A 15,844-nucleotide genomic window follows, 5' to 3' on the forward strand; every position below is an offset into this window, starting at 1 on the left:
GGACCGCCAGTGACGCGTTTACTCGTCCCATAAATGGGACTCGCCCTTCGGGCCAGCACTAGTGCTGTTCAAAAACGTCACTGACGTTTTTGTCCGACGCGGCACTGGCTTTCGCCGCGTCCGTGCGGCTCATCCAGAAGCCCATCATCTCCTCGGCCTATTTACGCCAAGAAGAATCGCATCACTGGAACTTATTTTCCTATTTCAACGCCTTCTGAAATATCCCTTCTTTGACGTCTTGTGGCGTGACCACGCCGGTGTCGAGCACCCAGCCGCTGATTAAGGCGGCGGGGGTGACGTCGAATGCCGGGTTGTAGACGGCGGCGTTCTGCGGTGCCCACTGGCAGTGGCCGAAGCTGCCGGAGACACCGGTGACTTCGGCGGCGGCACGCTGTTCGATAGGGATGGCTCGACCGTCTGGGCACGCGGGATCGTGCGTGGTGTGCGGTGCCGCGACGTAAAACGGAATCTGGTGATAGTGCGCCAGCACCGCGATGCTGTAAGTGCCGATCTTGTTGGCGACGTCGCCATTAGCCGCAATGCGGTCTGCACCGACCCAAATTGCATCGACCTGACCCTGCGCCATCAGGCTGGCGGCCATCGAATCACAGATGAGCTGATAAGGAATGCCTAGTTCACCCAGTTCCCAGGCCGTGAGGCGTCCGCCCTGCAAGAGCGGGCGCGTTTCATCGACCCACACCTGTGTGACCTTTCCCTGCTGGTGCGCACGCCGCAGCACGCCGATGGCGGTGCCGATCCCTGCCGTTGCCAGCCCGCCAGTGTTGCAGTGGGTCAGTAAGCGGCTATTGGGTTTTACCAGCGCAGCGCCGCGATCGGCAATGCGTTCGCACAGAGCACGATCTTCTTCTACCAGGCGCAGGGCTTCCTGCACCAGCACCTCAACAAACTGCGGCTGTGCCAACGCCAGCTTCATGCGATCCAGATTGTTCATCAGGTTTACGGCGGTAGGGCGCGATGCTCTCAGCGTCTCCAGCGCCTGCGCCAGTTCGGCTTGTGATAACCCTTTCTCGGCCAGCAGCGCGAGTAGCAGGCTGGCGGACAGGCCAATCAACGGCGCGCCGCGTACCCGCAGCGTCTGGATATGCTCAACCAGTGACGCGACATCCGGACACGGGCTCCAGCGTTTTTCTTGCGGTAGCGCCTGCTGGTCGAGGATCCACAGTTGGTTATCAACAATTTTCAGGCTGGTTGTGTTAAGTGTCTGCATAGGTCGTTAAATCCATGTTGCATCGATATTCTTATTCTGCCAATATGCCTGATAGATGTATAGACGTCCGAACGTTTTTATGTCCATATATTTATTTCAAAAATAGTTTTAATTTAAGAACAGTTTTGATTTCAGAATAGCGAGGAGTTGGAATGTCACTTTACCGCACTTTTACGGCGGATGACGCTGTTGAATATGCCCGCCAGTACGGTGGTGTCAGTCAGCCGCAAACGCTGGTAGCCGCAGAAGAGATCGGCGATGGCAATCTGAATCTGGTGTTTAAAATTAAAGATGAAGCGGGCGTCAGTCGGGTAATCGTTAAACAGGCGCTGCCCTACGTGCGCTGTGTCGGGGAATCCTGGCCGCTGACACTTGACCGCGCCCGCATTGAAGCCGAAACGTTGCTGACGCACGCGCGTTTTTGTCCGCAACATACCGTGACCGTGTTATATCACGATCCTGAACTGGCAGTGATGGTGCAGGAAGATCTCTCCGATCATCGTATCTGGCGCAGCGAGCTGGTTAATGGCGCGGATTATCCTCAGGCGGCGGCACAACTGGGAGAATATCTGGCGCAGACGTTATTCCACACCTCTGATTTCTATCAGCACCCGCATGAGAAGAAAGCGGCGGTCAGCCAGTTCACTAACCCCGAACTGTGTCAGATTACTGAAGATCTTTTCTTTACCGACCCTTATGTCGATCATGAAAGAAACCAGTTTGATGCCGCGCTGACGCCGGATGTGCTGGCCTTGCGTGACGATCGGGCGCTGAAGCTGACGGTTGCCGGGCTGAAGCATGGCTTCCTGAGCAAAGCGGAGGCGCTGCTGCACGGCGATATCCACAGTGGATCGATCTTTGTGGCAGAAGGGCGCTTAAAGGCGATTGATGCTGAATTCGGTTTCTACGGGCCGATTGGCTTTGATGTCGGCACCGCAGTCGGCAATCTGCTGCTGAATTATTGCGGTCTACCGGGGCTGCTGGCACCGCGCGAGGCGGCCGCTGGACGCGAACGACGTTTGGAAGATATCCGTACTCTGTGGCAGACCTTTTCCGCCCGTTTTCTGGCATTGAGCGAAAGCGAAAGTCGCGATCCTGCGCTGGCGGAATCGGGCTATGCCGCGCTGTTTTTACAGCAGGTCTGGCGGGATGCCGTTGGCTACTGTGGCACCGAATTGATTCGCCGCACGATTGGGCTGGCGCACGTCGCCGATCTGGACAACATTCAGGAGACGGAAGCGCGTTTAGCGTGCCAGCGACATGCGATTTCACTGGGCAGAACGCTGGTGCTGGCGGCTCCGCATATTGCGGATGTGGATGCGCTGCTGGCGCGTGTGCGACAGAGCGGCGCCTAACTCGTTAACCACGTCTGCGATAACCGCTCCCGTCAATGAACCTGATGGGAGCGGCAAACCGATTATTTCTTCCCTTTATTCATCATGGCCTGCAAATTCGCGAAAGGGTTATGGGTGGCAACACCGACATCCTTCTGCGCATCTTCACCTGCAACGACGGTCGAACCGTACATATCCGCATCGGTATATTTTGAATGCTCATGGTCGTGGCAGTAGAGGCACAGCATTTCCCAATTACTGCCATCTTCCGGATTATTGCTGTGATCGTGATCGATGTGGTGAACGGTTAATTCACGCAGGTTGGAATAGACGAATTCGCGTGAACAGCGACCACATACCCACGGGAAAAGTTTGAGCGCTTTTTCGCGGTAGCCGCTTTCAAGTCTGGCATAGTTCTTGGGGATGTAAGCCATGTGTCAGGTTTCATTCAGAAGGAAAGATGATGTGGATTTTACAACTGCTTGACCTGCAAAGGAAGAATAGGAAGAGCCTTAACGAACCTATTTGCCGAACGGGAACGGTAGTAACGGAATAGAAGAGTAAAGCGTTTGCGCCATGGATGGCGCAAGCCGAGCGCACATGGACGTGTTTACAGCGTCTTTACGATCTATCCGTTACTACCGCTCAATGGTTTTTATCGGTAGGAACAGGCCGCCATATTGGCGGCCTGTTTCTGTTTATGCTGCTTCGGTTTTTCTTTCCGGTTGCGGTACGGGCGCGGGCTTGTTGGCGGCCAGTGCATCGAATGCAAAGTCATCCACGTTGATTGAACGTAAGCGGCTGGCTTCCGCTTTGGTCAGAATATCCGCTTCTTCTGCGGTAATCTGACCTTCGATCAGCGCCTGCTCTGCCAACTGATCCAATCGCATGAACGGCAGCGGTTTGTCGCTGGCCTTCGACAGGCGTTGGTAAATTGGCTCGGCGGCCATGATATCCAGCAGTGCCTCTTCCAGCAGCCCGATAGGGTTGTGTTCGCTGGTAACCAGATATTGACCGCGCCCCAAACGGCTGCGCGTTTCTGACGGCGTTTGCAGAATCTTCGCGACCTCATGGTCGAGGCGGTCAGACGGTGCTGGGCAGCGCAGACCCAGCGGGAAGATAATAAAGGTCAGCAACCCTGCGACGGCACGATTCGGGAAGTTACGCAGCAGATCGTCCAGCGCCTGCTCAGCCTGATGCAGACTGTCCTGCACGCCCCAGTGCACCAGCGGTAAATCTGCTTTCTGACGCCCTTCATCCTCATAGCGTTTCAGCGTCGCGGAAGCCAGATAAAGCTGGCTGAGAATATCCCCGAGACGCGCGGAGATACGCTCACGACGTTTCAGACTGCCGCCGAGTACCGCCATCGACACATCCGCCAGCAGCGCCAGGTTCGCGCTGAGTCGGTTGAGCTGCTGATAGTAGCGACGTGTTTTGTCGTTCACTGGCGCACGGCTTAGAAGGCCGTTGGTCAACCCAAGCCAGAAGCTGCGCACTGTGTTGCTACCGACGTGGCCGATGTGACCCACCAGCGAGCGGTCAAAGCGTGATACGTCGTTTTCCTGCGCGGCTGCCATTTCTTCCAGCACATAAGGGTGACAGCGGATGGCGCCTTGTCCGAAGATGATCATACTGCGCGTCAGAATATTCGCCCCTTCCACGGTGATCGCAATCGGTGCGCCCTGATAGCTGCGCGCCAGGAAGTTGGACGGGCCAAGACAGATGCCTTTACCGCCGGCGATATCCATCGCATCCATCACGCTGCGCTGACCGCGGTGGGTACAGTGATATTTGACGATAGCGGAGAGCACCGCCGGTTTTTCACCCTGCATGATGCCGCTGGTAATCAGCGTCGCGGCGGCGTCCATCACGTAAGCGTTACCCGCAATGCGTGCCAGCGGTTCTTCGATGCCTTCCATCTTACCGATGGAGATTTTGAACTGGCGGCGAATGTGCGCGTAAGCACCGATGCCGAGGGCAATCGACTTCAGTCCGCCGGTAGAGTTAGACGGCAGCGTAATGCCGCGTCCGACCGACAGGCACTCCATCAGCATACGCCATCCCTGACCCGCCATCTTCGCGCCGCCGATGATGTAATCCAGCGGAACAAAAATATTCTCCCCCTGCGTTGGCCCGTTCTGGAACGGCACGTTCAGTGGGAAATGGCGGCGGCCGATTTTAACGCCGTCGGTGTCCGTCGGAATCAACGCACAGGTAATGCCTACATCGTCTTGATCGCCTAACAGATGGTCGGGATCGTACAGCTTAAAGGCCAGCCCCAGCACGGTGGCGACGGGGGCGAGTGTGATATAGCGTTTATTCCAAGTCAGGCGCATGCCCACGACCTGTTCGCCGTGCCAGTTGCCGTAGCAGACTATGCCAGTATCGGGAATCGAGCCTGCATCAGAGCCCGCTTCCGGGCTGGTTAGCGCAAAGCAGGGGACTTCCTGACCGCGTGCCAGACGTGGCAGATAGTGATCTTTTTGCGCATCCGTACCGTAATGTTGCAGCAGTTCACCGGGGCCGAGTGAGTTAGGCACGCCGACGGTGATTGCCACAATGCTGGAAACGCCCGCCAGTTTTTGCAGCACCTGTGCCTGTGCATAGGCCGAGAATTCCAGCCCGCCGTACTGCTTCTTGATGATCATGGCGAAGAAGCGGTGTTCTTTTAAATATTCCCACAGTTCTGGCGGGATATCGGCGCGTTCGTGGGTGATTTCAAAGTCGTTTGCCATTCGGCAGGCTTCAGCAACTGGCCCGTCGATAAACGCTTGCTCTTCGGCGGTCAACTGCGGACGCGGATAGTTATGCAGCTTTTTCCAGTCCGGCGCGCCGCGAAACAGGTCGCCTTCCCACCAGGTTGTCCCAGCATCAATCGCTTCTTTCTCTGTGTTCGACATCGGCGGCATGACTTTCTGGAACATGCGCAGCGCGGAAGCAGAAACCAGCTTTTGGCGCAGGGTCGGAACCGTAATCGGAATCAGCAGAATCACGAGTGGAATCATCAGCCAGACGGGCCACAGTAACATGGCGGACATGGCCGCGAAGTAGGCTAGTAGGATGGCACTGCTGAGCAGCAAACTGAGCCGATGGTAAAACATCGCGCCGATGATAATCAGTAGGAGGAGGATACTGACAGCAACCATAACGTGTCTCCAGCATTGTGATCGAATGGAGGGTTTTCACCTTACCACCAAGCGTTACGTGGTAGTGGAAAGTGAGAACCGTTTTTATCAGTGAAATAAGGCGTAATAGGTCAATGTTATAAGAGGTCTGACCTGTTGCTTATATTCGTTGTAGTTTATCTGATTATTTTTATCAATTCGTTTACATCATAATTACAACTCACTTCACAAACCGAGCGGCAGCCGTGTGTTTTCTGACGGGCATCAGCGATCCTCTCAATCCCGTGATTACGCGCTTCTCGCTGTTGGCACGATCCGCTACACTGCTGAACAGAAAAGAATGTTGTCACCAGACAAAATGAGAGGACTCCATGTATCAGGATTTAATCCGTAGTGAACTGAAAGAAGCGGCAGAAACACTGAATAATTTCTTGAGTGATGACGCGAACATTCAGTCGATTCAAAATGCTGCGGTACTGCTGGCTAACGCGTTTAAAGCGGGCGGTAAAGTGATCTCCTGCGGTAACGGTGGTTCACACTGTGATGCCATGCACTTTGCCGAAGAGCTGACGGGCCGCTACCGCGAGAATCGACCGGGCTATCCGGCCATTGCGATTTCCGATCCGAGCCACCTGTCCTGCGTCAGCAACGATTTTGGCTATGACTTTGTCTTCTCTCGCTATGTTGAATCGCTGGGGCGTGAAGGCGATGTGCTGCTGGGGATTTCCACTTCGGGTAACTCTGGCAACATTATTAAAGCCATTGCGGCGGCAAAAGCGAAAGGCATGAAGGTCATTACGCTGACTGGGAAAGACGGCGGTAAAATGGCAGGTTCGGCCGATGTGGAAATTCGTGTTCCGCATTTCGGTTATGCCGACCGTATTCAGGAAATCCATATCAAAGCGATTCACATCCTGATTCAACTGATTGAAAAAGAGATGGCGGATCAGTAAGCCACATTAATTCGCTCTAAACGGGCAAGAAGGGAAGGGTAGGAAGTCAGATGTGTGAATTGCTGGGGATGAGCGCGAATGTGCCGACGGATATCTGCTTTAGCTTTACCGGGCTGATACAGCGCGGTGGGAAAACGGGACCGCATCGGGATGGCTGGGGAATTACCTTTTATGAAGGGAACGGCTGTCGTACGTTCAAAGACCCTCTGCCAAGCTATAATTCGCCGATTGCCCGGCTAGTGCAGGATTACCCTATCAAATCGTGTGCGGTGGTTTCACACATCCGGCAAGCCAATCGCGGTGCGGTGTCGCTGGAAAATACCCATCCCTTTACGCGTGAGCTGTGGGGGCGGAACTGGACGTTCGCCCACAACGGGCAACTGAAAGGCTACCATTCCCTGAAAACAGGCATGTTTCGCCCTGTTGGCCAGACGGACAGCGAATTTGCTTTCTGCTGGCTGCTGTCCCAACTGGCTGAACGCTACCCGCGTACGCCGGGCAACTGGCCAGCGGTATTCCGCTATATCGCCAAGCAGGCCGATGTCTTGCGGGAGAAAGGCGTGTTTAACATGCTGCTGTCGGACGGGCGCTTTGTGATGGGGTATTGCTCAACCAAACTCTACTGGATCACTCGCCGCGCGCCGTTTGGTAAAGCGACGCTGTTGGATCAGGATGTGGAGATTGATTTCCAGCAGCAGACGACACCCAATGATGTCGTCACCGTGCTGGCGACGCAGCCGCTAACGGGCAACGAAACCTGGCATCAGATTATGCCAGGTGAATTCGTTCTATTTTGTTTCGGCGAGCGCGTACTTTAAGCTCGGCTGGCTGGTCATCAACGGTGGGTTAACGACGTATTGTCCGTTAAACACTGTGATAGCCGGTGGCTGATTGTGCTGATTAAAATAGGCGTACCCCGGCTGAAGCTGTTTCCAGAAGCTGGCGTAGGTGGAATTACGGTGGCGCTGCATGTTCTGTTCCGTCATACGGAACGGGTAGATGGCGATATCAATTTTCGCCTGCCCGTTGCGTAGCGCCGCTTCGGCATAGCGATAAATCTCATCCATATAGGTGTTGGTCATGGCATAGCAGCCAACCGACACACACTCACCGTGGATCATCAAATAACGACCGGAATATCCCTGTGATTTATCATAGTCATTGGGGAAGCCGATATTGATCGCGCGATAATAGTGGCTGTCTGGCTTGAGCTGACGCAGGTCAACCTGATAGAAACCTTCCGGGCTTTTTAAATCGCCCTCAACGCGTTTTGGCCCTAACCCGCCTGAATATTTACAGATGGGGTATTGTTCCAATAAACGATAGTCGTTACCGACTTTCGCATAAAGTTCGAATATCCGCTCTTCTTTAAAGATCTGAATATAGATCGGAGAGCCTAATAATTGCTGTTTTAATTCTTTTGCTATCGGCGCTAGCGGCGGTGCGGTCTCGCTGGCGGCGCTGGTAACAACACTGGCTTCGCTGGTAATAACAAGAGAAGGCAAAAAAAACAACATCGCAAACGACAGCGCGATTTTTTGCATTATGGTTCCTGATAATAAAATTGCTTGCTACATGCGGCATCCGCGTCGCGCGACTGGTGTTTTAGCGAAAGCGTTGGGACTGCCGTTATCGGTATCTATTTCGTCGGCGAATAGGCAGCGACGAAAACGAAATCACATTATCATTGGTTTCGTATTAATCAAGCGTTGAAAAGCGCTAAAAAATAACATTTACAAAAAACGGCCCGAAAGGCTGCGGGCCGTTCAAATTTGAGGTCGTTTTGAGGTCGTTAATTGCGGGAAAGTGCGTCAGGCGCGGCTGGCTTCTATCATCATAATGTCGGTGACAAAGGAACCATCTGCCTGTACGTCAAAATGCTGTACCACCTCATCCGGCAACGTTTTTTGCAGTTCACGAATCGCAACAGCGAAATGCTCTGGCGTGCGCATACGGGCGATCCAACTGCTGAATTCCAGCGTCAGCCTGTCGCTGGTGATGTTACGCACGATAAACCCTGCGTCGGTAAAGAAGCTCAGCCATTCGCCCGGTGCGTAATTACGCACGTGTGAGGTATCGCGCAGCTTGTCTATACTGACTTTGGTCTGTATATTTATACAGTATTGTCGGAGGGCCAGTATGCGCAAAATCATTCATGTTGATATGGACTGCTTCTACGCAGCAATTGAGATGCGTGATAACCCGCGCCTGCGCGATATTCCTCTGGCGATTGGTGGAAGCGCCGATCGCCGTGGCGTCATTAGCACCGCGAACTATCCTGCCCGACGCTACGGTGTCCGCAGTGCGATGGCAACGGCAACCGCCTTGCGTCTCTGTCCACACCTCACGTTGTTGCCGGGTCGCATGGAGGTGTATAAGTCCACCTCGCGCCAAATCCGCGAGATCTTCGCCCGCTACACGTCGCTGATCGAACCGCTTTCTCTGGATGAAGCCTATCTGGATGTCACCGATAGCCCGTACTGCAACGGTTCGGCGACGCGTATCGCTGAAGAAATCCGTCGAACCATCGCCGATGAATTGAATCTGACAGCCTCGGCGGGGATTGCACCCATCAAGTTTCTGGCGAAGATCGCGTCTGAATTAAATAAGCCGAATGGACAATATGTGATTACACCGGAGCAGGTGGATGATTTCCTGCTGATGCTACCGCTGGAGAAGATACCCGGCGTTGGGAAGGTGACGGCGAAGCGGCTGGAGGAACGTGGCCTGCATACCTGTGCCGATGTTCGGGTGTATGCGCTGGCGGACCTGCTTAAAGAATTCGGTAAGTTTGGCCGTGTGCTGTGGGAGCGATGTCAGGGGATCGATGAGCGACGGATTTCACCCGATCGGCTGAGGAAGTCGGTCGGTGTGGAGAAGACGCTGGCACAGGATATCCACGACTGGGAACAGTGTGAAAACCTGATCGAACAGCTCTATGAGGAGCTGGAAGTCCGCCTGAAAAGGGTGAAGCCCGATCTGCATATTGCGCGTCAGGGTGTCAAACTCAAGTTTGATGATTTTCAGCAAACCACGCAGGAGCATGTGTGGCCGGTGCTGAATAAACAGGATCTGTTGAAGATTGCGCAGCAAACCTGGCAGGAGCGGCGTAAATCCAGAGGTGTCCGACTGGTCGGACTGCATGTGACACTGCTCGACCCGCAAATTGAGCGACAGCTGGTGTTTGATTGGGGATAAGGCTGTTGAGTTGAGGATAAAAACAGGGCGACGTCTATGCGCCGCCCTGTTTTTTATGACTACGCGATTAAGCGCGTGGCGGAATCGCTTTCAGCAGCGCTGTCAGCAATTTCCAGTACAGATCGACGCTGCCGATATGCACTTGTTCATCCGGCGAGTGTGGCCCGGTGATGGTCGGCCCGATGGAAACCATATCCATGTCTGGGTACGGTTTTTTGAACAGACCGCATTCCAGACCGGCGTGAATCACCATGATGTTCGGCGTCTTGTTGAACAGCTTCTGATACGTTTCACGCACCAGCGCCATGACCGGCGAATGCGCATCCGGCTGCCAGCCTGGGTAACCGCCTTTCGGTGACGTTTTCGCGCCAGCCAACTGGCCCAGCGACGTCAGCGTACCGACGACGGCGTCTTTACCGCTGTCGATCAGCGAACGAATCAGGCAGATAATTTCCGCGTGGTCGTCTTCCATCGTGACAACACCGAGGTTCAATGACGTTTCTACTACGCCTTTGACTTCGTCGCTCATGCGGATCACGCCGTTCGGCGTGGCGTTGAGCAGCGCCAGCAGACGATCGCGGCTGTCTTGCGTCAGCGGGTGCTCGTTGCTGTCGCTGGCTTCCACCAGTACGGTCACGTTTTTCTCAACGGCGGACAGTTCATTTTTCAGCACGGCCAAATAGTCTTGGCTCAGCGCTTTCAACTGCTCGACGTTAGCGGCAGGCAGTAACAGCGTGGCGAAGGCTTCACGCGGAATCGCGTTACGCAGCGTCCCACCGTTCAGATCGAGAATGCGGATATCCAGCGCTTGCGCCTGCTCGAACAGGAAACGAGCCAGCAGTTTATTGGCGTTGCCCAGCCCTAAATGGATGTCACCACCGGAGTGGCCGCCTTTCAGCCCTTTAATCGTCAGCTTCAGCGTTTGATAACCGACAGGTGGCAGTTCGCGCACCAGCGGCAGATGGGTGATGAAATCAATACCGCCAGCGCAACCCATGTAGATCTCGCCTTCTTCTTCCGAATCGGTATTGATCAGGATTTCGCCCTGAAGCCAGTTAGGCTGCAGACCAAACGCGCCATCCATACCGGCTTCTTCCGTCATGGTCAGCAGCACTTCCAGCGGACCGTGCTCGACGCTCGGATCGGCCAGCACCGCCAGCGCAGAGGCCATACCGATGCCGTTATCTGCGCCCAGCGTGGTGCCGCGTGCTTTCAGCCACTCACCGTCAACGTAAGGCTGGATCGGATCGGTAGTGAAATCGTGTACGGTATCGTTGTTTTTCTGCGGCACCATGTCCAGATGCGCCTGCAACACGACAGGTTTGCGATTTTCCATGCCTGCGGTTGCCGCTTTGCGCAGCAGAATATTGCCGACCTGATCGCGCTCGGTATAGATGCCTTTTTCTTTAGCCCATTCCAGAATGTGCTCGGCCAGCGCTTCTTCATGATAAGACGGGTGCGGAATGGAACAGATCTTGGCGAAAATATCCCACAGAGGTTGGGGGGACAGTTGAGACAATTCAGACACTATTTCAGTCTCCTTTTTAGCGGCCTGTCTTCGCGTTCTGGCAGGCAGGGCTACAGGTTTAAAGTTGATCGCAGTTAGCCACGGAACATGGCGTGTGACAACAGAATATCATTTTCCATCAAAGCAGGGGAATTGCCGTCGGCTTTGCCTTATTTTTCCTGCTGCAATATGAACCCATGGGCTTGCCAGGGCGCAGGTTGTCAGGAAAAACTCGATTCTCAGGTTGAGAAAAACTGGTTTTTATGTTGTTGGCTATCTATAATCTCGCGCAACCTTTTTCCCCCCTCAGACTCAACTTAAGCCGTTTTTTATTCGGCTGGGATATATTTTATGAGCGAAAAGTACGTCGTAACCTGGGATATGTTGCAAATTCATGCCCGCAAACTGGCACAGCGTTTACTGCCTGCCGATCAATGGAAAGGCATCATTGCCGTTAGCCGCGGTGGTCTGGTGCCCAGCGCACTGCTGGCGCGTGAGCTGGGCATTCGTCACGTTGATACCGTTTGCATCTCCAGTTATGACCACGACAACCAGCGCGAAATGAAAGTGCTGAAGCGTGCCGAGGGAGATGGCGAAGGGTTTATCGTGATTGACGATCTGGTTGACACGGGCGGTACGGCGAAAGCGATTCGTGATATGTACCCGAAAGCGCACTTTGTGACCATTTTCGCGAAACCTGCTGGTAAACCACTGGTTGATGACTACGTGATTGATATCCCGCAGGACACCTGGATTGAACAGCCGTGGGATATGGGCGTGGTGTTTGTTCCGCCTTTGTCTGGCCGTTAATCGTCAGAGCGAATATTCGTTTCCATCAATGCTCGGTTTAGCCGGGCATTGTTGTTTTTGACGATTGTTGTTGATGATTATTGCTTCTTATCTCTCGTCATTTCTAGCGCAGGCTTTGATCCGATCGTGTGTTTCTGCCGTTGATGTTTGTCTTCCCTAGCCTGAGTTCGTTACACTTTAACGGGTGACGAAGAAGTCGTCTGATGTCCGCTAACAGCGGTTTACATTAACGGAGGCTGCTGTGGCGCAAGCTAACCTGTCTGAAACGCTATTCAAACCATCCTTTAAACATCCAGAAACCTCGACGTTGGTCAGACGTACGCGGAATAATGAGGATGTGCAGGGGCTGCATTCTACGCTGGAAGGGGAGAAGACCCGCAGTTGGTATCGGATGATTAACCGGCTGATGTGGATTTGGCGTGGTGTCGACCCGTGGGAGATCGAAGACGTGCTGTCGCGCATCGCTGCCAGTAAGGCCGACAGAAGCAACGAGCAACTGCTCGATACGGTGATCGGCTACCGAGGCGGTAACTGGATTTATGAATGGGCTAAGCAGGGCGCAGACTGGCAGCAGCGGGCAACCGAAAGTGGTGATGATGCGCAAACTGGGCTGTTCTGGCTGAACGCAGCCAACCTCTACAGCATTGCTGCTTATCCGCATATTAAAGGCGATGAACTGGCAGAACAGGCGCAAACGCTGGCAAACCGCGCCTATGAAGAAGCCGCCAAGTACCTGCCTTACGAACTCAAAGAACTGACCTTCCCGATTGCTGGCGGCGGTACGCTGACCGGTTTTCTGCATATGCCAGCGCAGGCGAAAGCGCCTTTCCCTACTGTGCTTATGTGCGGCAGCCTGGAAATGTTGCAGAGTGATTATCAGCGCCTGTTTCAGGACTATTTTGCGCCAGCGGGCATGGCAATGCTGACGATTGATGTCCCCTCCGTTGGATTTTCTTCCCGCTGGAAGCTGACTCAGGATTCCAGTTTCCTGCATCAGCAGGTCTTGCGTGCGCTGCCGGATGTCCCGTGGGTCGATCACACCCGCGTTGCCGCGTTTGGCTTCCGCTTTGGCGCCAATATTGCCGTTCGGCTGGCGTATTTGGAATCGCAGCGCTTGCGCGGTGTGGCCTGCCTTGGCCCGGTAGTACACCATCTGTTAAGCGATCCGAATCGCCAACAGCAGGTGCCGGATATGTTTATGGATGTGCTAGCGAGTCGGCTGGGTATGCCGTTCTCGACGGATGCCTCGCTGAAAACCGAGCTGGGGCGCTATTCGCTGAAAACGCAGGGGCTGCTAGGACGCCGCTGCCCGACGCCGATGCTGGCAGGCTACTGGGATAACGATCCGCTCTGCCCGAAAGAAGAGGCGAGCCTGATTGTGAATTCATCCGCACAAGGGAAGCTGCTGGCAGTTAATTTTTCGCCGGTATACCAGAACTTCCATCGCGCACTACAGCAAATCAGCAGATGGTTGCAGGATAAAGTGTAGAAGAGCAGGTGTAACGCACGGTCTGTGCAGGCGAGTATCTGCTACACGGACCGTTGTTCCTGCTAGACGATAACCGCCGATCACAGGATCTTTTTGGCATAGCAAAGCCTGTCCATATCAATCACTTCAACCGTAACTGACAGGTTCTTCAATCCCAGCGCTTCGATCTTCTGAAGTACCAGATTGGAGAGGTTACTTTTCTGCTCCTCCGTCCGCCCAGAAAGCACCTTGATTGCCACATGAATGAAACTGGCTCGTTCGCCACCGGTCGTGTAGCTATCGTAAGCAAGAGATCTGACTTTGATGTCACTACCGTCACTGGCAAACAAGCCAGATTCGAGTGCACCGTGATAGATTGCAGGGAGCAGGGCATTGACATCAATGTTTGACGAATGTTCAGCGATACAATGTGGCATAAGGTGTCACTTCTCAATTAACGGAAACGAAGAGACCAGAGTATTGAATACTCCGTGTCGGGCGGCAATGCTTTTTCAGGAAAGCCAGCGCGAACAAGAGGGAGAGACATGAGTTGTCATGCAGGTGGTTGATAAATTGCTATTCTCTGCTAAAAAGAAGGTTCAACCAGAGGAGATCGTAAATGATGTTACCGAGTGGACACCCCAAAAGCCGACTCATGAAAAATTTTACGTCGTTGGGGCCTTATATCCGTGAAGCGCAGTGCGAGGATACCGCGTTCTTCTTTGATTGCCTGGCGGTTTGCGTCAACATCAAACCCGCGCCAGAACAACGGGAGTTTTGGGGCTGGTGGCTGAATTTGGAAGATACCGGCAAAGGCTTTACCTATGAATATCACTACGGTCTGTTTGATAAAAAGGGCAACTGGCGTGAGGAAAAAATCAAGGACAAAGCCGTGATGGAGCAGGTGGAAAATGCCAAACAGGCTTTCCATGTTCGATTGGAGAAGCAAATTAACGCGCTGGAACCCGCCTGTACCCTCGTCGCCCGACCGTGATATTTCCCTGACGATCCCCGATTTATTCGCAGGTTTTCGCGTTGTGCCTGTTGGCATAACGCGTCTGGCCTGCTACAACGTTTTCCTTATTCTTATTTTTTGACATCCAACGGCAGAAAAATTATGAGCGGCAGCCAGACTTTGGTTGTGAAACTGGGCACCAGCGTGCTAACCGGCGGTTCGCGCCGTCTTAACCGCGCCCACATTGTTGAACTGGTGCGCCAGTGCGCGCAGCAACATGCGGCAGGGCATCGGATTGTTATTGTCACTTCTGGGGCGATTGCCGCCGGGCGTGAACATTTGGGTTACCCCGAACTCCCGGCCACGATTGCGACCAAACAACTGCTGGCCGCCGTGGGTCAAAGCCGCCTGATTCAATTGTGGGAACAGCTGTTTTCCATCTACGGTATCCACGTCGGGCAGATGCTGCTGACACGTGCGGATATGGAAGATCGTGAGCGTTTCCTCAATGCGCGCGACACCATGCGGGCGCTACTGGATAACAACATCGTTCCGGTGATTAATGAAAATGATGCGGTTGCGACCGCTGAGATCAAGGTCGGCGACAACGACAACCTGTCTGCGCTGGTGGCGATTCTGGCCGATGCAGATAAGCTGCTGTTGTTGACCGATCAGGCAGGGCTGTTTACCGCCGATCCGCGTAATAATCCCGATGCGGAGCTGATCCGTGAAGTGACCGGCATCAACGATGCGCTGCGCAGCATTGCGGGTGATAGCGTATCAGGCCTCGGGACGGGCGGCATGTCGACCAAATTGCAAGCGGCCGATGTGGCCTGCCGCGCCGGTATCGATGTGGTGATCGCCGCAGGCAGCAAACCGGGCGTGATTGGCGATGTGATTGCGGATATTTCTGTCGGAACGCGTTTTCATGCATTGGACGCGCCGCTGGAAAGCCGCAAACACTGGATTTTCGGTGCCCCGCCGGCGGGGGAAATCACCGTTGATGACGGCGCGCTCTCTGCGATCCTCGAACGCGGCAGTTCGCTGCTGCCTAAAGGCATCCGCACCGTAGAAGGGAACTTCTCTCGTGGTGAAGTGATCCGCGTGCGTAGTCTGGCGGGCCGCGATGTGGCGCATGCGGTGACGCGCTATAACAGCGATGCGCTGCGTATGATTGCCGGACACCATTCTCAACAGATTGCCGATATTCTTGGCTACGAATACGGTCCGGTGGCTATCCATCGCGACGATATGATTATCAATTAA

The 15,844-nt window shown here is 54.1% G+C and carries 14 protein-coding genes and 1 pseudogene; 8 read left to right on the top strand and 7 right to left on the bottom strand.

The annotated features are described in order from the left end of the window. Positions 1 to 199: 199 nt before the first annotated feature. Complete coding sequence (gene mtnA, locus DMB82_RS04875) at positions 200 to 1,228, bottom strand: S-methyl-5-thioribose-1-phosphate isomerase (RefSeq protein ID WP_116164777.1); 1,029 nt, start codon at positions 1,226 to 1,228, stop codon at positions 200 to 202. 152 nt (positions 1,229 to 1,380) lie between these two features. Between mtnA and mtnK the strand changes: the two genes are divergently transcribed. Further along, positions 1,381 to 2,583 carry an S-methyl-5-thioribose kinase gene (gene mtnK / locus DMB82_RS04880; RefSeq protein ID WP_116164779.1) on the top strand — a complete coding sequence of 401 codons (1,203 nt, stop codon included), beginning with the start codon at positions 1,381 to 1,383 and terminating at the stop codon, positions 2,581 to 2,583. Between the two features lie 62 nt (positions 2,584 to 2,645). On the opposite strand, the gene yajD is transcribed toward mtnK, so the two are convergent. Then, a complete protein-coding gene (gene yajD / locus DMB82_RS04885; RefSeq protein WP_010282592.1) occupies positions 2,646 to 2,996 on the bottom strand; it encodes an HNH nuclease YajD in 351 nt (116 codons plus the stop codon). Positions 2,997 to 3,260: 264 nt separating this feature from the next. Next, positions 3,261 to 5,708 (bottom strand): acyl-CoA dehydrogenase FadE, encoded by a 2,448-nt coding sequence (gene fadE / locus DMB82_RS04890; RefSeq protein ID WP_116164781.1) that lies wholly within the window; start codon positions 5,706 to 5,708, stop codon positions 3,261 to 3,263. 350 nt (positions 5,709 to 6,058) lie between these two features. Between fadE and lpcA the strand changes: the two genes are divergently transcribed. Then, complete coding sequence (gene lpcA / locus DMB82_RS04895) at positions 6,059 to 6,640, top strand: D-sedoheptulose 7-phosphate isomerase (RefSeq protein WP_005975726.1); 582 nt, start codon at positions 6,059 to 6,061, stop codon at positions 6,638 to 6,640. Positions 6,641 to 6,690: 50 nt separating this feature from the next. Beyond that, the gene (locus tag DMB82_RS04900; RefSeq protein WP_039547089.1) at positions 6,691 to 7,458 is read left to right on the top strand and encodes a class II glutamine amidotransferase; all 768 of its coding nucleotides are present in this window, start codon (positions 6,691 to 6,693) and stop codon (positions 7,456 to 7,458) included. On the opposite strand, the gene dpaA is transcribed toward DMB82_RS04900, so the two are convergent. Beyond that, entirely contained in the window at positions 7,429 to 8,184 is a 756-nt protein-coding gene (dpaA, locus tag DMB82_RS04905) for a peptidoglycan meso-diaminopimelic acid protein amidase (RefSeq protein ID WP_116164783.1), read from the bottom strand. The genes DMB82_RS04900 and dpaA overlap by 30 nt on opposite strands. 267 nt (positions 8,185 to 8,451) lie before the next feature. Next, positions 8,452 to 8,736 (bottom strand): annotated as a pseudogene (locus DMB82_RS04910) (SAM-dependent methyltransferase); the annotation flags it as partial. A 43-nt stretch (positions 8,737 to 8,779) separates the two neighbouring features. On the opposite strand from DMB82_RS04910, the gene dinB reads away from it, so the two are divergent. Further along, on the top strand, positions 8,780 to 9,838 hold the full coding sequence (gene dinB / locus DMB82_RS04915) for a DNA polymerase IV (protein WP_116164785.1): 1,059 nt from the start codon (positions 8,780 to 8,782) through the stop codon (positions 9,836 to 9,838). A gap of 67 nt (positions 9,839 to 9,905) precedes the next feature. Here dinB and pepD read toward each other — a convergent pair whose 3' ends face one another. Beyond that, positions 9,906 to 11,366, bottom strand: coding sequence for a beta-Ala-His dipeptidase (gene pepD, locus DMB82_RS04920; protein ID WP_102119153.1), 1,461 nt, complete (start codon positions 11,364 to 11,366; stop codon positions 9,906 to 9,908). 330 nt (positions 11,367 to 11,696) lie between these two features. Here pepD and gpt point away from each other — a divergent pair, with 330 nt between their 5' ends. Together gpt and frsA are read left to right on the top strand one after the other, a co-directional pair. Beyond that, entirely contained in the window at positions 11,697 to 12,155 is a 459-nt protein-coding gene (gene gpt / locus DMB82_RS04925) for a xanthine phosphoribosyltransferase (RefSeq protein ID WP_010282559.1), read from the top strand. 241 nt (positions 12,156 to 12,396) lie between these two features. Then, entirely contained in the window at positions 12,397 to 13,644 is a 1,248-nt protein-coding gene (gene frsA / locus DMB82_RS04930; RefSeq protein WP_116164787.1) for an esterase FrsA, read from the top strand. Between the two features lie 80 nt (positions 13,645 to 13,724). Here the strand turns inward: frsA and DMB82_RS04935 are convergent, their stop codons facing one another. Then, positions 13,725 to 14,060: a 5-carboxymethyl-2-hydroxymuconate Delta-isomerase gene (locus DMB82_RS04935; protein ID WP_116164789.1), complete on the bottom strand. Its 336-nt coding sequence runs from the start codon at positions 14,058 to 14,060 to the stop codon at positions 13,725 to 13,727. 182 nt (positions 14,061 to 14,242) lie between these two features. Here DMB82_RS04935 and crl point away from each other — a divergent pair, with 182 nt between their 5' ends. Next, positions 14,243 to 14,617 (top strand): sigma factor-binding protein Crl, encoded by a 375-nt coding sequence (gene crl / locus DMB82_RS04940; protein ID WP_039542692.1) that lies wholly within the window; start codon positions 14,243 to 14,245, stop codon positions 14,615 to 14,617. A 123-nt stretch (positions 14,618 to 14,740) separates the two neighbouring features. Further along, positions 14,741 to 15,844 (top strand): glutamate 5-kinase, encoded by a 1,104-nt coding sequence (gene proB / locus DMB82_RS04945; protein WP_116164791.1) that lies wholly within the window; start codon positions 14,741 to 14,743, stop codon positions 15,842 to 15,844.

It is taken from the genome of Pectobacterium aquaticum (genome assembly GCF_003382565.3).
In the GTDB taxonomy this organism is placed as follows: Bacteria; Pseudomonadota; Gammaproteobacteria; order Enterobacterales; family Enterobacteriaceae; genus Pectobacterium; species Pectobacterium aquaticum.